The organism is Nocardia pseudobrasiliensis NBRC 108224 (genome assembly GCF_001613105.1).
In the GTDB taxonomy this organism is placed as follows: Bacteria; Actinomycetota; Actinomycetes; order Mycobacteriales; family Mycobacteriaceae; genus Nocardia; species Nocardia pseudobrasiliensis.
The window spans coordinates 145,695-169,550 of sequence record NZ_BDBS01000027.1 but is presented as its reverse complement, the minus strand read 5'-3'; the positions used below and the strand labels follow the sequence as shown (position 1 = coordinate 169,550).

The window sequence follows — 23,856 nt, the reverse complement described above, 5'->3', positions numbered from 1 at the left end:
GGGCGCGGGCGCGACGGCTGGTGCCCTCGCCGTCTGCCGGGCGGGACGGAGTGGTCGACGGATCTGGTTCGACCGGTTCCAGATCCAGTTTCGCCATGATGTTGCGGACCACACGCCCGGGGCTGCGGCCGTCGGTGCGGACCCGCACGCTGGCCACCTCCCGATACAGCGGGCGGCGCTCATGCATGAGCTTGCGGTACTTACTGCTCGGGTCGTCGCCCGCAAGCAGCGGACGATTGTTGCTCGCGCCGGTGCGCCGAAGCCCCTCGGCCACACTGATTTCCAGATATACGACCGTGCGGCCGTGCAGCAGCTGCCGGGTGTTGGCCGACAGCACCGCGCCACCGCCCAGCGACACCACGCCGCGCTCGGCGAGAATCGCCCGACGAACCACGCGCTCCTCGATGCGCCGGAACTCCGGTTCACCGTCGTCGGCGAAGATCTCCGGAATGGTCCGACCGGTCTCGTCCTCGATCCCGGCGTCGGTGTCGAACAGTTCGACCCCGAGCTCCTTGGCGAGCTTGCGACCGATCGTCGACTTACCCGCCCCCGGCGGGCCGACCAACACCACACACGGCCGGCGCGGGTCGGTCTGCACGATCATGAGGTCACGGTGCCCGGGATATGCGGGCGCGCGTTGATCCGTTTCACGTAGCTGGTGATGTTGTCGAGCGTCTCGGGCAGCGAATCGCCACCGAACTTCTCCAGCGCGGCCTGGGCCACGACCAGCGCCACCATGGCCTCGGCGACCACACCCGCGGCCGGAACCGCGCATACGTCCGAACGCTGATGGATCGCGACGGCCTCGTCGCCTGTGGTCATATCCACCGTCGACAGCGCACGCGGCACGGTGGAGATCGGTTTCATCGCCGCACGAACCCGCAGCGGTTCGCCATTGGTCATGCCGCCCTCGAGCCCGCCCGCGCGGTTGGTCGAGCGCAGCACTCCGTCGGGGCCGGGGCGCATTTCGTCGTGCGCCTGGCTGCCGCGTCGGCGCGCGGTCTCGAAGCCGTCGCCGATCTCGACGCCCTTGATGGCCTGAATGCCCATGAGCGCGGCGGCCAGTCGCGAATCGAGTCGGTTCTCACCGCTGGTGAACGAGCCCAGCCCGACCGGCAGGCCCTCCACCACAACCTCGACCACACCGCCGAGGGTGTCGCCGTCCTTTTTGGCGGCCTCGATCTCGGCGATCATCTCGGCCTCGGCTTGCTTGTCGAACGCGCGCACCGGGCTCTCGTCGATGGCGGCCAGATCCGCGGCGGTCGGCACCAAACCGCTTGCGGTCTGGGCGGTTCCGATCGACACCACATGCGAGATGACCTCGACGCCGAAGGCCTGGCGCAGGAAGGCCCGTGCGACCGTGCCTGCGGTCACCCGGGCCGCGGTCTCTCGGGCGCTGGCGCGCTCGAGCACCGGGCGGGCGTCGTCGAACCCGTACTTCAACATGCCCGAGTAATCGGCGTGGCCGGGGCGGGGTCGGGTCAGCGGCGCATTGCGGGCCAGCTCGGCCAGTTCCGCCTCGTCGACGGGGTCGGCGGACATGACCTCGGTCCACTTCGGCCATTCGGAGTTCGCGATCTCCACGGCGATGGGGCCACCCATCGTCTTGCCGTGTCGGACGCCGCCGATAATGGTGACCTTGTCGGCCTCGAACTTCATTCGGGCGCCGCGACCGTAACCGAGGCGGCGGCGCGCCAGCTGTGCGGCGATATCGGCCGAGGTCACCTCGACACCGGCCACCATCCCCTCGAGAAGTGCGACGAGGGCGGGACCATGGGATTCTCCGGCAGTTATCCAGCGCAACACGGCATCCATCTTTCCACGTCAAAACCTCCGGTCGGACATCCGGTCGGATCGGCCGCGCGCCGCGGCGGCTCGCTCGGATGCGGGTCGTGGGCCCCGGCGATCGGGACTACGGCGCTGCCAGCAACGCGGCGATCGTGGCGAAACACATCGAAGGACCATGCGGCACAGCGGGATTGACGGGCGGCGCGTGTGATCGGTAGGCGCGCACCAGGGTCGCGGCGCCGCCGCCGAACGCGGTGAGGATCGGAGCGCCGAGCGCCGCCCACGTCCAGGCGTGCGCACCGCCACAGGCGGCGGCCGCGCCGAGCCCGACGGCGAGCTTCACATCCCCGGCGCCGAAGGCGGCCGGTGCGGCCAGATGTATGAGGAGATACGGCACCGCCAGCAGCAGCGCTCCGGCCACCGCGGCGACCAGTCGATCACTGAACAGCGCATAGCCCAGCACCATCGATCCACCGGGGAGGGTGAGCCGATCCGGTAATCGGTGGGTGCGTAGGTCGATGACGCTCAGCGTCGTGCACCACAGGGCCAGCAAGGCGAGGGCGATGGCGGTCATGTCCCGATCGTGCGCCGTCGCGGCCGAGCGTGGGGGACCCGAACGCAAAATGTGGACAACTCGACCGATGTGAACAGAGTATGTGTGCGAATCCGGCATCTCGGACGGATTCGCCCAGCTCCCGAGGCGTGTCGCGAGCCGATAGGGCGCTGAACGAGATGTCCGGACGGACATCCGGTCGCGGTAGCGTGGAGGCCATGTCTGATCACGGTGTGCGCCGTCCCGATCACGCGACCCGACGGGCCGCGCTGCGGGACCTGTTGGTGGAGAACGGTGTCGATGCCCTGCTGGTGACGGATCTGGTGAATGTCAGATACCTGACCGGTTTCACCGGATCCAACGCGGCGCTACTGGTCTACGCCTGGGACAGCGGCGAGGATCGGACCCTGATCTGCACCGACGGCCGCTACGCCACCCAGGTGGCCGAACAGGTGCCCGACCTGCGTGCGGAGATCGCGCGGGCCAGCGCGCGCCGATTGGTGGAACTGGCGGGGGAGTGGCAAACCGGCCGCGTCGGTTTCGAAAGTCATGTGGTCACCGTGGATCAGCATCGCGGCTTCCTGGATTGGGGCACCGGCCTGGAATTCGTGGCCGTCCCGGGCTTGGTCGAACAGCAGCGCCAGGTCAAGGACGACTACGAGGTGGACCGTCTGCGTGCCGCCTGCGCCGCCGCCGACGCGGCCCTGGCCACCCTGCTCGAGCGCGGCGGATTACGTCCGGGTCGCACCGAACAGCAGGTGGCGCGGGAACTCGAGTGGCTGATGTTCGAACACGGCGCGCAGAAGATCGCATTCGAGACGATCATCGCTACCGGCGCGAATTCGGCCGTCCCGCACCATCGTCCGACCGGGGCGGTACTCGCGGCCGGGGATTTCGTGAAGCTCGACTTCGGCGCGGTGGTCGACGGCTACCACTCCGATATGACCCGCACGCTGGTACTGGGCGAGCCCAGCGACTGGCAGCGCGATGTCTACCAGCTGGTCCACGAGGCGCAGCGGGCCGGTCGAGAAGCGCTGGAACCCGGAGTGGCCTGTGCGGCTGTCGACGCGGCGTCGCGATCGGTCATCGAGCAGGCGGGCCACGGTGAGCAGTTCGTGCACGGTCTGGGGCACGGCGTGGGCCTGCAGATCCACGAAGCGCCCGGAATCGCCAAAACCGGCACGGGTACACTGCTCGATGGCGTGGCGGTGACCGTCGAGCCAGGTGTGTACTTCCCCGGCCGCGGCGGTGTCCGCATCGAGGATACGCTCGTGGTTCGCGAGGGGGGCCCCGAGCTGCTTACGCTCACCACCAAAGACTTGACCGTCGTCGACTGACGCCGGTTGCCCTACGAACAGGAGATCCGAGGACAGTGGCGGACACCAGCGACTTCAAGAACGGCCTCGTGCTGAAGATCGACAATCAGCTCCAGCAGATCGTCGAGTTCCAGCATGTGAAGCCGGGTAAGGGTCCCGCCTTCGTGCGTACGAAGTTGAAGAATGTGCTGTCCGGCAAGGTGGTCGACAAGACGTTCAACGCCGGAGTCAAGGTCGAGACCGCGACGGTCGACCGCCGGGATATGACCTACCTGTACCACGACGGGTCGGACTACATCTTCATGGACGGCGACACCTTCGATCAGATCCACATCGGGGACAAGGTGCTCGGCAACAGCGCCAACTTCCTGCTGGAGAATATGTCGGTGCAGGTCGCGACCCACGAGGGCGAGGTGCTCTACGTGGAGCTGCCCGTCACCGTCGAGCTCACCGTCACCCACACCGAGCCCGGCCTGCAGGGCGACCGCTCCAGCGCGGGCACCAAGCCGGCCACCCTCGAGACCGGCGCCGAGGTCCAGGTGCCTCTGTTCATCAACCAGGGCGACAAGCTGAAGATCGACTCGCGCGACGGCAGCTACCTCGGCCGCGTCAACGCCTAATCTGGTGACTGTGGCGGATCAGCCCGGGGACAAGAAGTCCCAGTACAAGAAGCTCGGCGCGCGGCACAAGGCCCGCCGTCGCGCGGTCGACCTGCTGTTCGAGGCCGAGGCCCGCGATGTCGACGCGGCCGACCTGCTCGACGAGCGCGTGCAGCTGTCGGCCCGTGACGAGTCGGTGGCGCCGGTGAACCCCTACACCCGCATCCTGGTCGAAGGCGTCGCCGACGACCTGGATCGGGTGGACGGCACAATCGAGTCCTATCTGCAGGATTGGACGCTGTCGCGGCTGCCCGCCGTGGACCGCGCGATCCTGCGCGTGGCGGTGTGGGAGCTGTTCCACGCCTCCGACGTGCCGCCCGTGGTCGCCGTCGACGAGGCGGTGGAACTGGCCAAGGAGCTGTCCACCGACGATTCGCCGAGCTTCGTCAACGGCGTACTCGGCCAGGTCGTGCTGGTCGCGCCGCAGGTGCGTGCCGCGGCCGCCGCGACGCGCGCCACCCCGAACGACGAGGCGTAGATGCGCAAGTATCTGGTTCTGGCCATGCGCACGGACCGGTGGGACGACTCGGTGATCCAGCCGCATCGCGATTGGCTCGCCGAGGTCCGGGCCGCCGGCAACCTCGACTGCACGGGCCGGTTCACCGACGGCAGCGGCGGAGCCTACGTCGTCCTGGCCGAAAGTCTCGACCGGGCAACGGAATTGATCTTTACCGACCCCATCCACACGACCGGCGCCTCGAAGCTGACGGTCTACGAGTGGGAGATCACCGGCTGAACGACAGCGGGTCCCGGCCGATGGCCGGGACCCGTCCTCATTCGGCAACCCGTGGGGCGCAACGCATTCCGATATAGCAGCAGACCGTTCCGTCGGGCAGCCGGTCGAACACCACGGGCATCCAGGCCTCGGCGAAGGGCCCTTGGCCCGCGGCCGCGAAGACGCGGTCCGATACCGATACCAACTCGGCTTCCAGAGGTGGGGAGAAATCCTTCATACCTCCGGTGAATTCGTAGCGCAGATGCGGAACGGGATCGGCGGTGATCGTGATGGCAACGCCTTCTCGAACGTATTTGCCGAGGTAGGGGGTCATATCGACGGTCGTCGGCTCGGCCGCGGGAGCGAATGAGGCGGGCATCCGCACAGCGGCCAGTTCGGCCAGCAACTCGCGGAACAGCTCGGCGTACAGTTCCCGCGCACCGCCGCCATTGGTCATCAGCGCCACCGCCACGCCCGCGGACGGCACGATGCGCAGATAGGAGTACTGCCCCAGCGACGCGCCGTCGTGGCCGTAGCCGGATACCCCGTCCCAGTCGTAGAGCGTCCAGCCCAGGCCCCAGCCGTCCGAGCTGACGGTCCATTTGTCGGGGGTGTCGATCACCCGCCGCTGCATGCTCGCGACGGTGTCGGCGGACAGGATTCGAGCGCCGTCGGCCGCGAGTCCGCCCTCGAGATGTAGGCGTGCGAATCGGACCAGGTCACCGGCGGTCACCAGGACTCGGCCGTAGGGGCCAGCGCTGCGCGGCATCATGTCCCAGGCGGGGGCCGGATCGGGTTCGCGGCCCGGTTCGCCGAGATGCCCCATCGCTACCCGGAAGCGCAGCGCCTCCTCCGGCAGCGTCATGGTGTGCTCGACCCCGAGCGGGTCCACCAACTTCTGTTTCAGCGCCTCGTCCCAGGTCAGGCCGGTGAGGACCTCGACGAGGCGCCCGAGCACGTTGTATCCGACGCTGGAATACGAAATCGCCTCTCCCGGTTGGCAATCCAACGCCACCTCGCGTGCGGCGGCCACATAGCGGGCCAAGCACTCGTCGCCGCGGCCGCCGTCGAAGGTGAAATCGCATGTGAGCCCGCCGGTATGGGACAGCAGCTGCCGCGTGGTGATGATCTTGGTGGCGGACGGATCGGCCGTGCCGAACTCCGGTAGGACGTCCACGATCGGCGCGTCCAGATCGACGAGTCCGGCCTCGGCGAGCTGCATGACCAGTGTCGCGGTGTACACCTTGGCGATCGATCCGGACTGGAAGATCGAATCGGGCGTGGTCGCCACCCCGGTGCCGCGATGCAGCACACCCGTCGCCAACGCGTGAACCCGGCCGTCGACCAGGATGGCCAGCGTCGCGCCCGGGACGTGATGGGCGGCCCGAAGCTCGTCGAAACGGGCCTGCCAGCGCGGCATATCGAAGTTCATGGAACGTTCCTTCCGTACAGTGTTCCGTATACCGCACAGTGTACGGTCAAGCGCACATTGTTCGTCAAGTCCCGATGAGGAAGGGAAGAATCAGGTGAGGTAGAGCGCCGCGACCGCCCCGGCCGTCGCGACCACCGCCAGCCCCAGCCCGGTGGCGACGAACCGCGTCATCGGCACCCGAACCCCGTGCGTGCGGCAGAACTCCAGGCACAGCAGCGTCGCCAGTGACGCCCACGGCGTGGCGATCGAGCCGATATTGGTGCCGATCAGCAAAGCCAGCAATTGATTTCGATGATCCGGCGCAATGACCGCCTCACCGGCGGTGTAGGCGGGCAGATTATTGGCCAGATTCGACAGCCCCGCACCGGCCGCGGCCGCTCGATAGGCACCGGCCGCGCCGGGATCGCCACCGATCAGCGCCCCCATGAGATCGGACAGCCCGAGCCGGCCGAGCGTCGGAATCACCAGGAACAGCCCGACCACGAAAACCAGCAGCCGCCAAGGGATCAGCGACAATCGCAGCGCCGACCGATCGAGTAGCGCGAAGGCGATCACGGCCACGACGGCCGCGCCCGCCGCGGCGAATCCGATCCGATCGCCGACCATCGGAATCGCCGCGACGAACAACACGCACGCCGCGCCGGTGACGTAGAACAGCACGCGGTGTCGCCCGTCGGCGGGGCGAACCGGATCCGGCGGCAGATAGCGATCGGCCCCGCGATGCCGTCGCCGCCAGTACCAGACCCACAGGAACACCATCGTCACCAGCACCGAAACCAGTTGCGGCAGCCACATTCTCGCCGCGAACCCGACTCCGTCCAGCCCCACCCGATCGGCGGCGAGCAGATTGGTGAGGTTGGAGACCGGCAGCACCAGGCTCGCGGTATTGGCCAGCCACAGCGTCGTCATGGCCAGCGGCAGCGGTGCGATGCGAGCGGGGACGGCCAGCGCCAGCATGACCGGCGTGAGCAGCACGGCCGTGGTGTCCAGGTTGAGCACCATTGTGGTCGTCGCGGCGAACAGCACGCACAGTACGAACAGCGCCGCGTAGTTGCCGCGCCCGATGATCGCCAGCCGATGGGCGATCACATCGAAGACCAGTGCCCGGCGCGCGAGCTGCGCGAGCACGATCACGCCGGTGAGAAACAGCAGCAGCGGCCCGATCCGCCGCAGATTGGCGGTGGCATCGGCTCGCGGCAGCAGCCCGGTCACCACGCACAGCAGCCCGGCCGTCAGCAGTGCGAGCCGAATCCAATCCAGGGTGTCGAATCGGCGCGACGCGCGCGTCTGGACCGCCTCGTCCGCCGAGGTGTCGACCTGTTCCGACATTCGGTGCTCAGGCCGGTGGCCGGGCGACCCACCCGGCGACGATGACCAGTCCGGTCGGCCGGTGCACGGCCAGGAAGCCGAACGGTCGATCGAAGGTGACCGAGATTTCCAGCGCGGGGCGCGGAATCGGCATGGATACCGCGCGAGCCATCGCGATCGCCGTCACCGCGGCCGCCTCGAAGCCGTCGCGGGTGAAGCGGGCGAGCGCGTCCTGCGCGGCGTCCTCGACGAACAGCGGGGTGTCGGAGATCTCGGGAAAGCGTTGCGCGCCGTCGGCGGCGGCGGTTCGCAATCCGAACAGATCGGCCTGGTCGAGCAGTCGATGCGAGGAGCGAACCTCGAACGGCGGCAGCTGAATTCGCAGCGTATCGGAGACCGCTCGGATCTCGCGCACGTTCAGCCCCGGCCCCTGAACGCCGATCGGCAGGTCGGTTCGCGCCGCCACCGAGCCGTCCAGTGCGCCCAGGCCCGCTCCCAGTATCTCGGCGGGTGTTCCCGGGCCGGTCAGCAGATGCACATCGAGGTCGCCGATGCCGCGCACGATCACGCGCGTCACCGGCGTCTCGGCCTCGAGCAGGTTCACGTCGTCGAGCTGGCGCGAGTACCGCGACAGCCCCGGCCCGCGATGCCCGTGCCACGGCCCGTCCTGCGGTTCGAGCACATCGTCGTCGAAGGTGTCGCGCCATGCCGTGCGCGCGACGATCGCGGTCGCCAGCACGAGCAGCGTCTCCGAGGTGATATCCAACGGGAATCGGGGGATCAGCCCCGCGGTGTGCCGAGCGGCCCAGGCGTCCAGAGCGGCCTGATCGGTCAGCTTCTCGACGGTCCCGTCCGGCAGCGACGCCGCCCACTGGTCACGCAGTCGCACATCCTCGCGCACCCACACTCCGAGCGCGCCCGCGATGGTCTCGCTGGCGGCCAACTCGTCCAATAATCGCAGGGCCGCCTTCTGTGCGTCGCCCGCCGCCAACCCGACGGCTCCGGCCAGTTCGGTCCGCGCGGGCTCGTTCGCCGCCGAGGCCAGAATCCCCAGCAGCGGCCACAACCCGCAGCCCGACAGCACGAAATCATCACTACCCGCGACCGCGCACCACCGCCCAGTCAATGAATTCGCCGCGGCCACATGCGGCAGGAGACTTGTCTGCACTCCGCCCAGGGTAGCCATCGAACGCGCGAACGGCCGTCGCCTCGTCTCGGCTGCTCCATGCTCGATTGTAGGAATGTCGCTCCCGTCGTCGCCTCCGATTCGGAAGGTTCTCCGAAGCCTAGGTGTCCGCTCCCTCCGCGGACACTGCGGAGGGAGCGGACCCGGAATCAGATACCGTCACGAAACGACGCGTGACGGGGTGTGGCTACTTGATGAAGCGCACCGAGTGGAACTTGACATCGCGTTCGCGCTCGCCGGGGGCCATGGCCTCGGTGGCGGTGCCGCGGCAGTCGTCGTTGCGGTACAGCTCCGCGACGCGGTTGGTGTTGTTGCGGGCCATGCCGTCACCGTCGATGCGGTAGCACTTCTGGTTCTTCGGATCGCGCAATTCCTGGCGGTGGCCGTGGTCGGTGTAGACGAAGGTGCCCTTCGCCTCCGGGGCCGCGACCGCGGGATCCGCGCCGGCGGTGGTGGCGCCGCCGAAGGTGAGGGCGAGGATCGCGCCGGCCGTGGCGAGGGCGCCAGCGATATGTGTCATGAGTATGCCTTTCGTCGGACCTTGACCCGCGTATCTCGTGAAACGGGGTCGGTCCCGGAGCGCCGGTAGGTCGCGCCGGGAGTGTCATTCGGCCTGGCCAGTCGACGTCGACCGCACGATCCTAACAGCGGCGAGATTGCATCGATAAGACCAAATGCGTTGTACCCCAATGTTTTAGGGGCAACGACAGTGTCGTGTGAGTGCGCTGCAAGAGCGATTTGGGACGGTCGGACCATGACAAATTCCGCCTCGACCCGGGTCGCCGACGAGACGTACCTGATCACCGGCGCCAACGCGGGCATCGGATACTTCGTCGCCGAACAGCTCGCCGCCACGGGAGCCTCGATCGTGCTGGCCTGTCGTGATGCGGCCAAGGCCGAACTGGCCGCGGCGACGATTCGCGCGCGGATCCCCCAGGCGCGCGTGCGCCGGATCGCGTTGGATCTCGCGGATCTGTCCACGCTTCCGGCGGCGGTGGACGCCCTCGCCGTCGATCGACTCGACGCGGTCGTGCTCAACGCGGGGGTGCTGCTGTCCGATCCGTACCGCCGCCTCAGTCCGCAGGGGTACGAGATGATGTTCGCGACAAACCATCTCGGCCACTTCGCGCTGGTCCACCAGCTCGCGCCGCTGCTGGCGGCCGCCGAGCGCGCCCGGGTCGTCACCGTCGGCAGCTTTGCGGCCCGTACGGAGCGACTGGATCTGATCGATCTCCAGTCCGAAGTCGACTACGAACCCAAACGGACCTACGGCCGGTCGAAATTGGCGCAGATGCTGTTCGGCTTCGAACTCGATCGCCGACTGCGGGCCGGTGACGCCAGCATCGCGAGCATCGTCGCCCATCCCGGCGGCGCGCTGGACTCGCTGACGCCCTCGCGCCCACCGCTTTTCACCCGCACCACCGCCGAACGGCTACGCGGGATTCCCGCCGGTCCGGTGCTGCACGGTAAACACGCGGGCGCTCGGCCGATTGTGCGCGCGGTCCTGGATTCGCGGATCGCGGGCGGCGAACTGTGGGGCCCACGGGTTTTCGGCCTGCGCGGCGCGCCGCATCGCGAAACTCCGAAACCCCATATGACCGACCCCGATACCGCGGCTCGCCTCTGGCAAGCCAGCGTCGAACTCACCGGCGTGCGCGATCAGACCTGGTCCGGCGCGACAAAGTAGTCGCCCCCGCTGCCGGGTGTACGTGGGTGCAGCGGGGGCGGCGACGGCCGTATGGGACGGCCGCCGGCCCGGTCGTCAGGCGGACCGGGGGATCTGGGTGTTCTGGCGCGCGGCCGCCCACCAGCGGCCGTTCTCCTTCACCAGGACGTAGAGGGCGATCATGGCCGGCTCCTGGTCGATGAGCGTGCCGTCGGCCTCGGTCGCGCGAGCGTATTTGTGCGCGAAGGCGATATCGGGCCGCAGGAAGGTCACCGCGAGCGGCTCGTAGGTGACGTATTCGTCCCGCAAGAATCCGGCCAGACCCGCGCGGCTGGATTCCAACAGGGCCGTGCGGCCGGTCAGCAGCGCGCCCATCGCATTGACGACCACGGCGTTGTCGATGAAGTCGCCGATCATGAGTTCGGCGTCGTTGGTGTTGTACCCGGCTTCGACACGCCCGATGATCGCGTGGATGGCGACGATATCGTCGGCGCGATCGACGCTGGTATCGGACACAGTCGGGGCGTCGTGCTGCACTGCGGTCATGACACCGATCCTGGTTCCTCAACCGCGCTCGAGGTCCAGAGTTGATCGGCGTGGCCTGTGTCACGTCGTCCGGCGCCACGAGGGCGGTGAGATATCGTGAGAACGACCATGTCATTCGGTCGCTACGTCGAGGAGGACGAATGGCCGACGTCGAAACACCCGCCACGCGGCTGCGCGGGCTGCGCGAGGGCGGCTGCACCCCGCAGCAGGCGTGGGAGCTGTTCGACTCGCTGCCCGCCGTGCGGGTGGACGAGATCACCACCGGACGCTGGAGCGGCGACGAACTCGACACCGGCCATCCATGGGCGGGGGTGCTGGTCGAATCCGGTTGGTACGGTAAGCAATTCGACAGTCCTGACAATGTGCAGCCGCTGCTGTTCGCCGGTCCGGACGCGGCGGTGTTCGCGGTCGATCCACGCCGGGTGCCGCTGGGCCTGGCCGGTCGGATCCCGCTGTCGGGGATGCGGGCCGCCCGCGCCCTGCTGCCGATCCTGCGCCCGCTGCTGCGCACCCGCGCGCCGAGGGCCCGCCTGCGCAATCTGGAGTATCGCGGAAAAATCAGTGCCGCAATGGTTTACGACCATCTGCCGATCATCGACATTTTCCGGCTGGTCGACGACCGGACCCTGCTCGGGGTGATGGATCTGCGTGGGCTGTCCGAGCCGTACTTCTTCATCCTGCATCGCGAAAGCGTCTGAGCGTCGACGTCGACGGGCCTACCATCGGGATATCCGCGCTGCGACCCGAAGGGATGTCCCGATGGAACGCACGACCTGTCTCGTCGCCGGTGGCGGTCCCGCCGGAATTGTGTTCGCCCTCTTGGCCGCTCGTGCCGGAGTGGATGTCACGGTCCTGGAGAAGCATGGCGATTTCCTGCGCGATTTCCGCGGTGACACCGTGCATCCGACCACCCTCGATCTGCTCGACGAACTGGGTCTGGGGGAGGAGTTCGCGAAACTTCCGCAGCGCCGGGTGACCTCGGTCCAACTACCCCTGCGCGGCGGTATGACCACCGTCGCCAGCTTCGATCGGCTGCCCGGGCGGCACAAATACATCGCGATGGTGCCGCAGTGGGATCTGCTGAATCTGCTCGCCCGCGCCGCGGACCAGGAACCGAGTTTCCGGCTGCGGATGAATACCGAGGCGATCGATCTGCTGCACGAGGGTCGCCGCGTGGCGGGTGTCCGCTATCGCACGAAAGACGGTGGCAGCGGCGAGATCCGGGCCGATCTCGTACTGGCCTGTGACGGCCGCACCTCGATGCTGCGTGAGGCGGCCGGGCTCGGTTCACGGCGGTGGGCCACCCCGTTCGACGTGTGGTGGTTCCGCATTCCACGCAATGACACCGATCCGGCGGGCGCGGTTCCGGTCCTCGCTGCCAATCGGGTCGCGATCATGCTCGATCGTGGCGATTACTGGCAGTGCGCGACATTGATCGCCAAGGGCAGCGACGAGCAACTGCGGCGTGGGCCGGTCACCGAGATCGTGCGCAGTATGGCCGAAGTTGTTGCGTGGCTTGCCGATCGGACCGAGGCCGTCCCGGACTGGGATCATGTGAAACTGCTCGATGTGCAGCTGGACCGCCTCGACCACTGGTACGCCGACGGGCTGCTGTGTGTGGGCGATGCCGCGCACGCCATGTCGCCGGTGGGTGGGGTCGGTATCAATCTGGCGGTGCAGGACGCCGTCGCGGCGGCGCGAATCCTGGTGCCGCGCTTGCTGGCCGGTGATCTCACCGTCGAGGATCTGGCCCGCGTGCAGCGGCGGCGGATCGTGCCGACCGTGGCCACCCAGACGATGCAGCGGTTCCTGCACAGGGTCGCGATCGGACCGGCGGTGTCGGGACGGTTGAACGTCTCGAATTCCGAGCGAACCCCATTGCCGCTGCGGGTTTTCCGACGACTTCCGATTATTCGCGGCGTGCCGCCGTACCTGGTCGGGCGCGGGGTGTTGCCGGAGCACGCCCCCGATTTCGCGCGCCGGTCCTGACTCACGCCATTGCCACGAGCATCCCGATCGGCGCGTTGATCAGGCCGTGTACGAGGATCTGCAACCACGGATTGCGATAGCGCGACCAGAGATAGCCGAGGAACAGGCCGGTGACGCCGATATCGATGACGGCCGCGGCCAGATCGACGAGTATGCCCGCGCCGCCGTGGATCGCGGAATGCCAGGCGGCGAACAGCACCGAGGTCATCGCGATCGCGGGCCAGCGGCCGTAGTGGGTTTCGAGCCGGGTTTGCAGCCAGAACCGGTAGAAGATCTCCTCGACCACGGCGTTGATCACGAAGACTCCGGCCAGGGTGACGGCATCCGGTGCGACCGGATCGGTCCACGGCGAGACGAGCTCGACCGTCACCGCGAACGCCGCGACCACCATCAGCGGTCGCAGCCAGCGGCCGCGGGTGTCGATCCGGGCCCATTCGCCGATCGTGACCGCTCGCAGCAGCAACGGAAGGGCCAGCAGTAGAACGAATTTCAGGCCGATGAACCAGAGGGTCGTCCCGGGTGCCAGATGTAGTGCGACGGCGAAGGCGATCGCGAGGGCCGCCAAAATCCAGACCTGTCCGGCCGTCGTGCGCGGATCCCGGTTCGAAAGCGCTTCCGGTGGTGGGGATTTCGGTGGCAGCAGGCAGATCAGTGCCGAACCCACGATCGCGGGCAGCCACAGGATCAGGATGGGCGTGGTGTCGGTGGTGTCGCTCGAATGCCGCAGGTCGGTGTGCCCGGTGATGAGCAATACGACCATCGCCGCGAGGTAGACGGCGGCCGCGGTGAGGAGGAGGGTCCGGCTCGGTCGGGTGAGGGTCGGCACCGCACCGACGCTACCGAGCGGAAATGCCGCTCGGCGTCATCATTTCGACGGACCGTCCTCGCCGAGGATGGCGTGGAAGCGTTCGTCGGCGCGATCGAGTTGATCGAGGATGTGCTGTTTGACGTGTTCGGCCAGCGGAGTGTCGGGGCGGGTGACCAGATCGCGGTAGACGTTGGTGAGCGGGCGGTATTTGGTGGCCAGATGGCGCTGGACGCCGCCGGTGGCGTAGACGATGCCCACGCCGTTGTCGGTGAAGTCGGAGATCTTGACCACCCGGGCCCAGGGGTCGCGGGCCAGGCTGGCGGCCACATGCTCGCGGTACTGCTCGTGCCGGTCGACGCCCGGCTGGTGGATCGGATTCGTGACCGCCGCAACGATATTCGCCACGCGCTCGCCGAAGCGGTCGCCCACCTCGGCGAGGGCCGCGTCGGTGGGGGAGCCGGGGCGATCGCCCGCCAGTTCGCCGGGATGGTCCTCGACCGAATCGTGCAGCAGTCCCGCGACGACGACCTCGGTATCGCGCACCTCGTAGTGGCTGACGATCCGGATGGCCACGCGCAGTAAGTGGTTCACATACGGTTCGCGGCCGTAGCGGTCGTCGCGATGTAATCGTGACGCCAGATCCAAAGCGGCGCCGACCTTCTCCGGTTCGGACAGCTTCTCGCTCTCCAGTTCCAGTCGCTGCCGCAGCCCGCTCTCGCCGTGTACCTCGCTGATGGAGTGCAACGGCATCACCGACAAGATTCCCGCCCCGATGGTGCTCATACCGCCAATCTATCGGTCCGGTCCGACGATTTCGCCCCCGGCCGTCGGTCAGTGCACGTTGTACGGGCGGAATTGGATGCTGATGCGCGGGCCGACCGGTCGCTGGGTCTTCGGCACCGCGTGCTCCCAGGTGCGCTGACACGATCCGCCCATAACGATCAGATCCCCGTGTCCAAGCTGATATCGGATGCTCGCACCGCCGCCGCGAGGCCGCAGCAGCAGTGCGCGCGCCGCACCGACCGACACGATCGCGACCATGGTGTCGTCGGTCGCCCCGCGCCCGCCGGTATCCCCGTGCCAGGCCACGCTGTCGTTGCCGTCGCGGTAGTAGCACAGCCCCGCGGTGCGAAAGGGTTCGCCGAGTTCCGCATCGTAATGCGCGCTGAGCGCATCGCGCGCCTGGTCGAGAACCGGATCCGGCAGCGCCTCGCCCTCACCGTAGAACCGCAGCAGCCGTGGCACATTCACCATCCGGTCGTACATCTGCCGCCGATCCGCTCGCCACGGCACCCCGACGGCCAGACGCTCGAACAACACATCGGCGCCTCGCAACCATCCGGGCAGCACATCCACCCAGGCCCCGTCGCCCAACTCGGTGCGCCGCGCTTCCCGCAGCGCCCCGAGCTCCATGTCCCCGAATCCGTCCAGCAGCGAACCCTGCAGCGGTATCGACATGCGACCGAATTTACGTGCTTTCGAACATATGTTCAAGCGCGCTCGCTCCTTGCCGACGCCGGGATTCTGTTCCTCGACTCGGCCGACCGCGACGAGAACGGCCAGTGGGCGGCCTACAGCGTGTTTTCCTGGGCTGAGTTCCCGCAGCTCGGGGAAGATCTGCTCCCACAGTCCACCGGATTCGGGTGCGGCGTAGGCGGCCACGGTATTCGTACGGAACCAAGATCCAGCCGTGGCTCTTTTATCGAGGCCTTCACGAAATAGATTATCCAACCGGAGGCAGCCCCGAGTGAAGCCCCGACAACCCTGAGCGGACCACTGGAACATTCGGCATTTCCAGTCGCATTGAGCCGCAGTCGATCCAGCTGCGCGGACCGCCTGACCAGCGGAGTGAGCGGGCATTGCCATTGCGCGTGGATGGCGCAGTCGTCCGAAGACGGCGTTGCCGAGGCCGTGGGCAACCGGCGAATCCTGCTCCTGTCGACGCTCCTGTCGACGATTGAACCCGAGACATGGGGGACGGTGTTTGGGAGTATGTCGTCGGCGGTGTTGCGGGGCACCACAAATCGCGGGCCGTCGAAGCGTAGTGCCAGCCGCAGAGCGCGATTCGTGCCGCCAGGAAGCAGTCAGGTTGATATGAGCGAAGAACCGACCACCATCGAACTCGACGAGGCCGTCCTCGCCGGACCGCCCCAGACCCTGGCCGGGGGCCTGGTCAAAGCAGTGCGGCCGCGTCAGTGGGTGAAGAACGTCCTGGTACTGGCCGCGCCGCTGGCCGCGGGCACGATCCCGGGCACCGACACCTTCGCCATCTCCGAGCTCACTCGCGTCCTGCACATCGGTATCGCGTTCGTGGTGTTCTGCCTGGCGGCCTCGGGTATTTATCTGGTCAACGACTCGCTCGATGTTGAGGCCGACCGGGCGCATCCGACCAAACGCTTCCGGCCGATCGCCGCCGGTGTGGTGCCGGTGCCTCTGGCCTACGTACTGTCGGCGGTGCTGCTGACCGGTTCGATCGTCCTCTCTTTCGTCGCGTCGTGGCAGTTGGCCGTGGTGATGGCGGCTTATATCGCGATTCAACTGGCCTACTGCTTCGGGCTCAAGCATCATGCGGTGCTCGACATTTGCATCGTGTCGTCGGGATTCCTGCTGCGCACGGTCGCCGGTGGTGCGGCGGCCAATATCCATCTGTCGCAATGGTTTCTGTTGATCGCGGCTTTCGGATCGCTGTTCATGGCCGCGGGTAAACGCTATGCCGAGTTGAAGATCGCGCTGGACACCGGGGCCAAGATTCGCAAGTCGCTGCAGTACTACACGCCCACTTATCTGCGTTCTGTCTGGGCCTTGTCGGGTACTGCGGTTGTGGTCTTCTACGGGCTGTGGGCGTTCGAGGCCGATCACAAGAACAATCTGTGGTTCGCGATCTCGATGATTCCCTTCACGATCGCCGTGCTGCGCTACGCGGTCGACGTCGATGGCGGCGAGGCCGGTGAACCCGAGGAGATCGTGCTGGGCGACCGCGCTCTGCAGGCATTGGCCGTGGCGTGTGTCGCAACGGTCGGTGTGGCCGTCTACCTCACCTGAGCTCGCCGGTGATGGTTCGGACCAGCCCGAACCGGTTGCCGCGATGTGGGCGATGGGTATCGCGTTGTAACCGGTTCGGGCGCGGAGAGCTCCGCGGTGTCCATCGGGCTGGCTGACATCAATCGCGTGGAACGCTCTGTGAGCCCCGTTCGGGGGATCAGGTCACGCGTGTTCGTTGTACAGCACGAACTTTCCCGGAACGCCGTTCTCCTTGTCCGCGAAGGCTTTCGGAGCGTCGGTGAGTGGATAGAGCACGGGGGTGGGAACGGTGAGCTCTCCGGCGGCCAGGCTGCGGGCCAGTTCGGTGAGTTGGGGGCGGTTCGGTTCTACGATGAAATAGACGGCTCGGCCCGTGGGGGGCTGGTTGGCGGGTGGGGCGGCTATGGAGACCAGGGTGCCGCCGGGGGCGATGAGGGCTGTGGATTGGGCCAGGATTTCGCCGCCGATCATGTCGAAGACCAGGTCTGCGGTGCCGCTGAGCGCGGCCAGGGGGTGTTCGGCGAGATCGAGGAAAGTTGTTGCGCCGGAGTCCATTACGAGTCGTCGGTCGGAGGCTCGGCCGGTTCCGATGACCTCCGCGCCCGCGTTGCGGGCGATCTGCACCGCCAGTTGTCCGACGGCGCCGCCCGCGCCGTGGATGACCACGCGCTGGCCGAAGGTGAGTCCGCCGTGAACCATCAGCGCCTGCCAGGCGGTCAGGCCGGACATCGGTAGGGTGACCGCCTGACTGTGTTCGACTCCGTCGGGTACCAGGGCGAGGTCGCGGGCTTCGACGGCGACATATTCGGCGGCGGCGCCGTCGCGGTAGCGGTCGATCATGCCGAAGACGCGGTCGCCGACGCGCAGATCGCTGGGGTTGGTGCCGAAGCCGAGTTCGACGACGACGCCGGAGACGTCGCGCGCGGGAATCGCCGGTGTCCTATCCCGTCCGGCGCGGTCGACATATGTTGGCTCCCAGCTCAATTCGCCGGGAGTGAATGCGGCGCAGTGCACCTCGACGATGACGTCGCCGACCGCGGCGCGGGGATAGGGCGCGGTGTCGATCGTCAGGTCGGCGGCTCGGCCGGGCCGAGGCATGCGGGCGGCCTTCATGGTCGTGCGGGTCATTGGTCCTCCAGACCGGTCGTGGGTTCGGCTAGCCGAGAGACGGGGCGGGAGCCCGTCCTCGCGATGTCTCGGTACGGGCAGCGGCGCGCTGCGCGGCCAGTGCGGCCACCACACCGAGTGCGGCGATGACGGCCAATCCGAATTCCAGGAAACGGGCCGACCGCAGCATGGACGGTTCGCCGAGATTGACCAGCACACCGGCGATGGCGGCGCCGAAAGCGGTGGCGATCAGCTGTACGGTGCCGATCGCGGCCGCGGCCTGCTGCGCCTCGGCCGGATCGGGGCTGCTGGCCATGACCGCCGCGGACAGATGCGGCCAGGCCAGGCCGATACCGGAACCGGCGACCATCATCCACACCACCCAGACCAGCAGGTCGGTCAGGCCCGCCTCCCGAATCTGGGTGAGCGCGGTGAGGGTCAGGCCGAGGGTGAGCACCGCCGGACCCGCCACCCGCAGCCGGGCGACGACGGTGGGACGCGTCGCGCTCGCGCTGGACACCTGCGCCAGCGTCCAGCCCAATGACGCTGCCGCGCCGACGAATCCGGCGGCCAGCGGCGCGAGGCCGCCCAATTCCTGAGCGAACAGCGGGACGAAATTCTCCAGGCTGATGCCTATGGCCAGCGCGGTCATGGTCAGGTAGATCCAGCGCAGCGGCGAATGCCGCGCGAAGGTCAGCCGGGGTAGCACCGTCACCGTGGCCCGGCGTTCCCAGATCAGGAACGCGGCCACGATCAGCAGGGCCGCGCCGATGCCGGTCAGCGTCCAGCCGCCGCGCGGCAGCACACCGGAGACGCTGACCGTCGCCGCCGCGGCCATCAACAGCGTGAGGGAGACGACGGGAACCCGCTGCGCGTGGCCGGACCGCTCGGTCCCGCGCAGCGCGAACGGCACGATCGCCCCGATCGACACGGTGATCACCGCGAGGAATACGAACGCCAGCCGCCACGGACCGAGCTGAGCGAACGCCCCGCCCAGCGCCGGGCCGACGAATGTCCCCACGCCCCACATCGCCGACACCAGCGCCGCCGCCCGGGCGCGCAGCCCGGGCGGGTAGGTCTGATGAATGACCGCGTACCCCAACCCCATCAGCAGACCCCCGCCCAGCCCCTGGATCACGCGGCCCACCAGCAGCAGCGCCATCGACGGGCTCGCCGCGCAGACCACGGTGCCGATCGAGAACAGCAGGAATCCGGTCAGGTAGGACCCAACCGGGCCGCGTGTGGACAGCAGCGTGCCCACCAGCGTGGAGGACACGATCGAGGCGACGACGAATACCGTTGTGGCCCAGGCCAGATACTGCGCACCGCCGATTTCGTCGATCGCTGTCGGCAGCAGGCTCGCGGTCACATAGCTACTGATGGCGTACAGGGCGGTGCCGCCGGCGAGCACGATCGTGACGCCGAGGCGTTCGCGGGTGAGCAGATCGCCCCACCGCGCGTCGGATGCGGGAACAGAACTCATCGCGTTCAGCCCAGCACCGGGAAGTTGGCGCGAATGACGTTGTGCGGATCTCGATTCCGCTTGATCTCACGCAACCGCGCCAGCGTGTCCGCATCGAAGGCCGCCGCAGCGGACTCGCCGGGGGCGAGGAAGGTGTACGGCTTGGCGCCGGTGATGTGCGAGCCCAGCGCGTCGGTGATCTCGCCGAACCGCTTGTCGATATCGCCGAGCAGGTGGGGCAGGCCGAGTCCCAGTAGATAGAGCGCGTAGGGCTCGGTCACCGGGCCGCGCGCGCCGCCGTCGGGCAGAGGCCGGGCGAGCGCCCCGCCCAGGCCGCGGATCTGGATATTGAGCAGCGGTGCGACCGGCTCATCGATGAGCGTCTTGACCACCGCGTCGTCGAGGTCGGTGAGCAACTCGCCCCGAGACAGCGACGGGCTCGGGTCGGTGGGTTCGGCGGTGATCCGCCCGATCTCGGCGGGAGTGAGCGGACCGCGGGTGTCGGCGATGACGCCGTCGAGGGAATCGAGCCGGGCGGTGTGGCGGCGGCCCTGCGCCGGATCGCCGAGGTAGGCGAAATCGAGGGCGACGGTCGGGGCCATGCCCGGAATCTCGTAGCGCTGCAACCACACCGACAGTTCGGCGGGCGCGTCGTCGGTGAGTTCGGTGAACAGGTCGAAGACCTCCCGGCTCCGCTCGGCCGACCACATCACGCGTCCGCCGTAGAGTTGGGGGAGCGGGAACAGTTCGAGCTCCCACGCCGTGACAATCGCGAAATCGCCGCCGCCGCCGCGCAGCGCCCAGAACAGTTCCGGATCGGAGTCCGCGGTGACCCGCTGCGCCCGCCCGGCGGCGTCGACGATCTCGACCGCCCGCACCGCGTCGGCGGCCCAGCCGTATTTCCTTGCAAACCAGCCGAATCCGCCGCCCAGGGTGTAGCCGGTGACGCCCACCACGGGATTGCTTCCGGCCAGTCCGGTCAGCCCGTGCGCCGCCGCCGCGGCCTGCACCTGCCCCCACCGCACGCCGCTGCCGACCCGCGCCACCCGGCGCTCGGCATCAATGTCGACGCTGTCGAAACGTCCGGTGCGCAGCAGGATCGCGTCATCGATATCGCCGGTCGCGCCGTGCCCGGTCGGCTGGGTGACCACCGCGCGCCCCGTGTCCGCCGCGTACTCCAGGACCGCGGCGACATCGGCGGCGTCGGCGGCCTCGACGACGGCGGCGACCGATTGCGTCACCGCCGTATTCCACGGCTGCGCCGCCCGGTCGAAATCCGGATCACCCGGCAGCAGCACGCCGCCGCGCACAGCGGTGCGTAGATTCTCGTTGGCCATATTCGATCTCGTTCTCTTCCTGAGCCGTAGTACTTGCTCGATCGACGACGCCGGGCCCGCAACCGTGACATCGACGGGTTCCGGGCGTCGATCACCGAGATTAGGAAGCGCTACTGTGGCGCACAATCGGTCATCTGCCCTAGGGCATCCGTCGATTTGCTGGCCAATTGCGCAGACCAGTAGGCTACGGCCATGCTGTTCGGCCGAGATCTCGAGGAACGGCGGATCAGCATCCTGCTGGCGCAGGCCGGCTCCGGCCAGAGCGCGGCTCTGGAGATCGTCGCGGAAGCGGGTGGGGGCAAGACCGCGCTGCTGGATCGCGCCGTCGAACTCACCGACGGCACTTGGCGAATCCTGCGCTGCGCGGGCGTCGAGGGCGAATCCGAGCTGCCCTTCGCCGGGCTTCAGGAATTGCTCACGGCCGCCGGTGGTCACCTCGACGCGCTCCCGCTGGACGCCCTGCCGCAGCCGCAGTCCGAGGCCCTGCGCACGGTGATCGGCCTGACCGCCACGGCCGGACAGGTCGACAACTTCCTGGTCGGCTTGGCCACCCTGTCGCTGCTGGCGGAACTGGCGGACCGCACGCCGGTGCTGTGCGTGATCGACGATGTGCAGTGGCTGGATCCGGCATCGACGGCGGCGCTGCGCTTCGCGGCGCGACGGCTCGGCGCGGAAGGCGTCGTGCTGTTGTTCGCCAGCCGCGGCGAGTCCAGCCTGCCCGGCGTGGCGAGCCTGCCGCTGCCGCCCCTGGACGGTTCAGCCGCCGACAGACTGCTGACCAGCCGGTGGCCCGGCCTGAGCCGCGAGGCGCGCGTGCGCGTTCTGCGCGAGGCTGCGGGAAATCCGCTGGCGCTGCTGGAGTTTCCGCGCATGGACCTGGACGCGCTGCCGATCGGGCCGCTGCCGCTGCCCTTCCGCCTGTCCAGCGGCTACCGGCAGCAGGTGAACGAGCGGTCGGCGGCCTCGCGCACCGCGATGCTGGTCGCCGCCGCCGAATCGGCGGGGGATCTGGGGTTGGTCCTGCGGGCCCTCGAGGTCCTGGGCGTCGACCGGGCCGGGATCACCGAGGCCGAGGTCGCGGGCCTGATAGAGGTGACTGCGCAACGGGTTCGGTTCCGGCATCCGCTGGTGCGCGCGGCGGTCTATCACGGCGCGGCGTTCACCGACCGGCAGGCCGTGCACACCGCGCTGGCCTCGGTGTCCGAACACGATCCCGACCACCGGGCCTGGCATCTGGCGGCCGCGACGGTCGGACTGGACGAAGAGATCGCCGCCCTGCTGGAGTCGGCGGCCTACCGCGCGGTCAATCGCGCGGGTTATTCGGCGGCCTCGGCCGCGATGGAACGCGCGGCATCGCTGACTCCCGATCCCGAGAATCGCAGCCGCCGAATGATATTCGCCACCGAATGGGCGGCGGCGGCCGGTCGCTACCAGCATGCCGGTGAGCTGGCGCGGCAGGCCGGACAATTGCCGCTCGGTACCGGCTTGCGGGCGCGACTGGGCTGGGTGCAGGCGATGATCGAATTCGAGCCGGGACATCTGCGCAAATCCCGGGACTCGCTGCTCGCCGCCGCCGAGGAGGTCGCCGCTGTCGAACCCGAGCGGGCCGGGCCGATGTTCATCGAGGCCGCCCGCGCGTCCTGGTATCTAGGTGATGCCACCACCGCGCACACCGCGCGAAACAGGCTGGCCGAGTTGGCATTACCGAAGCAACAGCAAGAGCTCCTGCTGGAGGCGATCGACGGGGCGCTGCAGCTGCAGACCGACGAGCTGGCGCAGGGCATCGCCTCGATCCGGCGCGCGGTGGCACAGGCCCACGCCGGTCACGACCTCGCGCTGAACGTCATCGGGCAGGCGATGCTGATCGGCGATGTCGAAGACGCGCGCGCACTCGCGCACCGGGAGCTGGATTACGCCCAGGACCAGGGCATGATCGGCCGGTTCGCGACCGCCGCGGTATTCGCCGCCAGCGCCGAGATCATGCTGGGCAGAGTTCGGGAAGCTGAGGATCTGGCCACCCAGGCCGTGCGGGTGTCGCGCGATATCGGCCAGTTCAACACGATTTCGATCAGCGAGAACTACCTGGCCCTCATCGCCGCGATCCGCGGCGATGAACAGCGGTGCCGGCAATTGCTGGCGCTGCCCTCGGTGTCGGCCGGGCAGGACAGTTTCGTCGAGTACGTCCACCGGGAGTGGGCGGTGAGCCTGCTCGATCTCGGCCACGGGCGCTACGAATCGGCGCTGGATCGTCTGGACACCCTGCACCGCATACCCAACCGCATTCGGGGGCACTGGGTACATCTGCTGCGTGATCTGGTGGAGGCCGCCGTGCGCGCGGGTCAGCCCGAACGAGCCGCGCGGGCGGTCGAGGAGATCGAACGCTGGTCGGCCGCACTCGGTTCGCCGTTCGCCGAGGCGATCGCGCTGCGCTCGCGGGCCATGCTGCACTCCGACGACGCCGCCTATGTGCGAGCGCTGGAACTGCAAGCCGCCGAAGGGCTTTGGTACGATCACGCCCGTACCGCCCTGTTGTACGGCGAATTTCTGCGCCGTCGGCGCAGTACCGGCGAGGCCCGCACGCATCTGCGCTCGGCCGTGGAGACCTTCGATCGCCTGGGGATCCTTCCCTGGGCGGCGCACGCTCGCGGCGAACTGCGGGCCGCGGGCGAGGGTGCACCGCGACCGGAACCCGGCCCCGGGAACGCCGCTGCGGCCCTGACCCCGCAGGAGCTTCAGGTGGCGCGTCTGGCCGCCACCGGCGCGACCAACAAGGACATCGCGGCCAAACTCTTCATCAGCCCGAAAACCGTTGGCCACCATCTCTATCGCGCCTTCCCGAAACTCGGTGTGACCAACCGCGTCGAACTCGCCGGTCTCGCCCCCTTCTGAGCACCTCCGAGCGCTGCCGTGTGTTGCTGAGCTGAACCGCGGAGTGAGTCACATCGCACGGCACGCCTACCTAA

Annotated in this window: 22 protein-coding genes and 1 pseudogene; 9 read left to right on the top strand and 14 right to left on the bottom strand. The window is 68.3% G+C overall.

What is annotated here, in order from left to right:
- Positions 1 to 85: 85 nt before the first annotated feature.
- The 3 genes and pseudogenes from NP4_RS42705 to NP4_RS21690 form a co-directional block, all read right to left on the bottom strand.
- Positions 86 to 604: pseudogene (locus tag NP4_RS42705) on the bottom strand (shikimate kinase); the annotation flags it as partial.
- Complete coding sequence (gene aroC, locus NP4_RS21695; RefSeq protein WP_082876097.1) at positions 601 to 1,806, bottom strand: chorismate synthase; 1,206 nt, start codon at positions 1,804 to 1,806, stop codon at positions 601 to 603. The pseudogene NP4_RS42705 and the gene aroC, both read right to left, overlap by 4 nt.
- Positions 1,807 to 1,912: 106 nt before the next feature.
- Positions 1,913 to 2,362, bottom strand: a complete 450-nt coding sequence (locus NP4_RS21690) for a prepilin peptidase (protein WP_068000645.1) — start codon at positions 2,360 to 2,362, stop codon at positions 1,913 to 1,915.
- A 197-nt stretch (positions 2,363 to 2,559) separates the two neighbouring features.
- On the opposite strand from NP4_RS21690, the gene NP4_RS21685 reads away from it, so the two are divergent.
- The 4 genes from NP4_RS21685 to NP4_RS21670 are packed head-to-tail and all read left to right on the top strand — an operon-like array spanning position 2,560 to position 5,052.
- On the top strand, positions 2,560 to 3,678 hold the full coding sequence (locus NP4_RS21685) for an aminopeptidase P family protein (RefSeq protein ID WP_068000752.1): 1,119 nt from the start codon (positions 2,560 to 2,562) through the stop codon (positions 3,676 to 3,678).
- A 35-nt stretch (positions 3,679 to 3,713) separates the two neighbouring features.
- Positions 3,714 to 4,277 carry an elongation factor P gene (gene efp / locus NP4_RS21680; RefSeq protein WP_062511756.1) on the top strand — a complete coding sequence of 188 codons (564 nt, stop codon included), beginning with the start codon at positions 3,714 to 3,716 and terminating at the stop codon, positions 4,275 to 4,277.
- A gap of 10 nt (positions 4,278 to 4,287) precedes the next feature.
- Entirely contained in the window at positions 4,288 to 4,794 is a 507-nt protein-coding gene (nusB, locus tag NP4_RS21675) for a transcription antitermination factor NusB (RefSeq protein ID WP_068000641.1), read from the top strand.
- On the top strand, positions 4,795 to 5,052 hold the full coding sequence (locus tag NP4_RS21670) for a YciI family protein (RefSeq protein ID WP_062511758.1): 258 nt from the start codon (positions 4,795 to 4,797) through the stop codon (positions 5,050 to 5,052).
- A gap of 37 nt (positions 5,053 to 5,089) precedes the next feature.
- On the opposite strand, the gene NP4_RS21665 is transcribed toward NP4_RS21670, so the two are convergent.
- From NP4_RS21665 to NP4_RS21650, 4 genes are all read right to left on the bottom strand, one after another.
- A complete protein-coding gene (locus NP4_RS21665) occupies positions 5,090 to 6,463 on the bottom strand; it encodes a serine hydrolase domain-containing protein (RefSeq protein ID WP_068000638.1) in 1,374 nt (457 codons plus the stop codon).
- A gap of 90 nt (positions 6,464 to 6,553) precedes the next feature.
- Positions 6,554 to 7,792: an ArsB/NhaD family transporter gene (locus NP4_RS21660; RefSeq protein ID WP_068000635.1), complete on the bottom strand. Its 1,239-nt coding sequence runs from the start codon at positions 7,790 to 7,792 to the stop codon at positions 6,554 to 6,556.
- Between the two features lie 7 nt (positions 7,793 to 7,799).
- Complete coding sequence (locus NP4_RS21655; RefSeq protein ID WP_082876085.1) at positions 7,800 to 8,939, bottom strand: serpin family protein; 1,140 nt, start codon at positions 8,937 to 8,939, stop codon at positions 7,800 to 7,802.
- 205 nt (positions 8,940 to 9,144) lie between these two features.
- A complete protein-coding gene (locus tag NP4_RS21650; RefSeq protein WP_068000630.1) occupies positions 9,145 to 9,477 on the bottom strand; it encodes a hypothetical protein in 333 nt (110 codons plus the stop codon).
- A gap of 234 nt (positions 9,478 to 9,711) precedes the next feature.
- On the opposite strand from NP4_RS21650, the gene NP4_RS21645 reads away from it, so the two are divergent.
- Positions 9,712 to 10,644 carry an SDR family NAD(P)-dependent oxidoreductase gene (locus NP4_RS21645; protein WP_068000627.1) on the top strand — a complete coding sequence of 311 codons (933 nt, stop codon included), beginning with the start codon at positions 9,712 to 9,714 and terminating at the stop codon, positions 10,642 to 10,644.
- Positions 10,645 to 10,719: 75 nt separating this feature from the next.
- Here the strand turns inward: NP4_RS21645 and NP4_RS21640 are convergent, their stop codons facing one another.
- The gene (locus NP4_RS21640) at positions 10,720 to 11,169 is read right to left on the bottom strand and encodes an SgcJ/EcaC family oxidoreductase (RefSeq protein ID WP_068000624.1); all 450 of its coding nucleotides are present in this window, start codon (positions 11,167 to 11,169) and stop codon (positions 10,720 to 10,722) included.
- A gap of 140 nt (positions 11,170 to 11,309) precedes the next feature.
- Between NP4_RS21640 and NP4_RS21635 the strand changes: the two genes are divergently transcribed.
- Both NP4_RS21635 and NP4_RS21630 read left to right on the top strand, forming a co-directional pair.
- Entirely contained in the window at positions 11,310 to 11,867 is a 558-nt protein-coding gene (locus NP4_RS21635; RefSeq protein ID WP_068000620.1) for a DUF4334 domain-containing protein, read from the top strand.
- A 61-nt stretch (positions 11,868 to 11,928) separates the two neighbouring features.
- The gene (locus NP4_RS21630; protein ID WP_068000617.1) at positions 11,929 to 13,158 is read left to right on the top strand and encodes an FAD-dependent oxidoreductase; all 1,230 of its coding nucleotides are present in this window, start codon (positions 11,929 to 11,931) and stop codon (positions 13,156 to 13,158) included.
- A 1-nt stretch (position 13,159) separates the two neighbouring features.
- Here NP4_RS21630 and NP4_RS21625 read toward each other — a convergent pair whose 3' ends face one another.
- The 3 genes from NP4_RS21625 to NP4_RS21615 are packed head-to-tail and all read right to left on the bottom strand — an operon-like array spanning position 13,160 to position 15,424.
- The gene (locus NP4_RS21625) at positions 13,160 to 13,984 is read right to left on the bottom strand and encodes a CPBP family intramembrane glutamic endopeptidase (RefSeq protein WP_082876084.1); all 825 of its coding nucleotides are present in this window, start codon (positions 13,982 to 13,984) and stop codon (positions 13,160 to 13,162) included.
- A 39-nt stretch (positions 13,985 to 14,023) separates the two neighbouring features.
- Positions 14,024 to 14,749: an HD domain-containing protein gene (locus NP4_RS21620; RefSeq protein WP_068000614.1), complete on the bottom strand. Its 726-nt coding sequence runs from the start codon at positions 14,747 to 14,749 to the stop codon at positions 14,024 to 14,026.
- 48 nt (positions 14,750 to 14,797) lie between these two features.
- Positions 14,798 to 15,424 carry an alpha-ketoglutarate-dependent dioxygenase AlkB gene (locus NP4_RS21615; RefSeq protein WP_068000746.1) on the bottom strand — a complete coding sequence of 209 codons (627 nt, stop codon included), beginning with the start codon at positions 15,422 to 15,424 and terminating at the stop codon, positions 14,798 to 14,800.
- Between the two features lie 636 nt (positions 15,425 to 16,060).
- On the opposite strand from NP4_RS21615, the gene NP4_RS21610 reads away from it, so the two are divergent.
- Positions 16,061 to 17,008, top strand: a complete 948-nt coding sequence (locus tag NP4_RS21610) for a decaprenyl-phosphate phosphoribosyltransferase (RefSeq protein WP_068000611.1) — start codon at positions 16,061 to 16,063, stop codon at positions 17,006 to 17,008.
- Between the two features lie 162 nt (positions 17,009 to 17,170).
- Here the strand turns inward: NP4_RS21610 and NP4_RS21605 are convergent, their stop codons facing one another.
- Genes NP4_RS21605 through NP4_RS21595 form a run of 3 tightly spaced genes read right to left on the bottom strand, consistent with a single transcriptional unit; the run spans position 17,171 to position 20,893 of the window.
- A complete protein-coding gene (locus tag NP4_RS21605; RefSeq protein WP_245997540.1) occupies positions 17,171 to 18,115 on the bottom strand; it encodes an NADP-dependent oxidoreductase in 945 nt (314 codons plus the stop codon).
- A gap of 28 nt (positions 18,116 to 18,143) precedes the next feature.
- Positions 18,144 to 19,577: an MFS transporter gene (locus NP4_RS21600; protein ID WP_068000608.1), complete on the bottom strand. Its 1,434-nt coding sequence runs from the start codon at positions 19,575 to 19,577 to the stop codon at positions 18,144 to 18,146.
- A 5-nt stretch (positions 19,578 to 19,582) separates the two neighbouring features.
- Positions 19,583 to 20,893 (bottom strand): FAD-binding oxidoreductase, encoded by a 1,311-nt coding sequence (locus NP4_RS21595; protein WP_068000604.1) that lies wholly within the window; start codon positions 20,891 to 20,893, stop codon positions 19,583 to 19,585.
- 192 nt (positions 20,894 to 21,085) lie between these two features.
- Here NP4_RS21595 and NP4_RS21590 point away from each other — a divergent pair, with 192 nt between their 5' ends.
- On the top strand, positions 21,086 to 23,782 hold the full coding sequence (locus NP4_RS21590; RefSeq protein WP_068000599.1) for a helix-turn-helix transcriptional regulator: 2,697 nt from the start codon (positions 21,086 to 21,088) through the stop codon (positions 23,780 to 23,782).
- The last annotated feature ends 74 nt before the right edge of the window (positions 23,783 to 23,856 follow it).

Coding starts and splice junctions, on each gene's coding strand:
- NP4_RS21630 (WP_068000617.1), top strand. CDS start 11,929: ATGGAACGCACGACCTGTCTCGTCGCCGGTGGCGGTCCCGCCGGAATT.
- NP4_RS21620 (WP_068000614.1), bottom strand. CDS start 14,749: ATGAGCACCATCGGGGCGGGAATCTTGTCGGTGATGCCGTTGCACTCC.
- NP4_RS21590 (WP_068000599.1), top strand. CDS start 21,086: ATGCTGTTCGGCCGAGATCTCGAGGAACGGCGGATCAGCATCCTGCTG.
- NP4_RS21660 (WP_068000635.1), bottom strand. CDS start 7,792: ATGTCGGAACAGGTCGACACCTCGGCGGACGAGGCGGTCCAGACGCGC.
- NP4_RS21645 (WP_068000627.1), top strand. CDS start 9,712: ATGACAAATTCCGCCTCGACCCGGGTCGCCGACGAGACGTACCTGATC.
- NP4_RS21635 (WP_068000620.1), top strand. CDS start 11,310: ATGGCCGACGTCGAAACACCCGCCACGCGGCTGCGCGGGCTGCGCGAG.
- NP4_RS21640 (WP_068000624.1), bottom strand. CDS start 11,169: ATGACCGCAGTGCAGCACGACGCCCCGACTGTGTCCGATACCAGCGTC.
- NP4_RS21600 (WP_068000608.1), bottom strand. CDS start 19,577: ATGAGTTCTGTTCCCGCATCCGACGCGCGGTGGGGCGATCTGCTCACC.
- NP4_RS21605 (WP_245997540.1), bottom strand. CDS start 18,115: ATGACCCGCACGACCATGAAGGCCGCCCGCATGCCTCGGCCCGGCCGA.
- NP4_RS21610 (WP_068000611.1), top strand. CDS start 16,061: ATGAGCGAAGAACCGACCACCATCGAACTCGACGAGGCCGTCCTCGCC.
- NP4_RS21665 (WP_068000638.1), bottom strand. CDS start 6,463: ATGAACTTCGATATGCCGCGCTGGCAGGCCCGTTTCGACGAGCTTCGG.
- NP4_RS21670 (WP_062511758.1), top strand. CDS start 4,795: ATGCGCAAGTATCTGGTTCTGGCCATGCGCACGGACCGGTGGGACGAC.
- NP4_RS21685 (WP_068000752.1), top strand. CDS start 2,560: ATGTCTGATCACGGTGTGCGCCGTCCCGATCACGCGACCCGACGGGCC.
- NP4_RS21690 (WP_068000645.1), bottom strand. CDS start 2,362: ATGACCGCCATCGCCCTCGCCTTGCTGGCCCTGTGGTGCACGACGCTG.
- NP4_RS21615 (WP_068000746.1), bottom strand. CDS start 15,424: ATGTCGATACCGCTGCAGGGTTCGCTGCTGGACGGATTCGGGGACATG.
- NP4_RS21650 (WP_068000630.1), bottom strand. CDS start 9,477: ATGACACATATCGCTGGCGCCCTCGCCACGGCCGGCGCGATCCTCGCC.
- NP4_RS21595 (WP_068000604.1), bottom strand. CDS start 20,893: ATGGCCAACGAGAATCTACGCACCGCTGTGCGCGGCGGCGTGCTGCTG.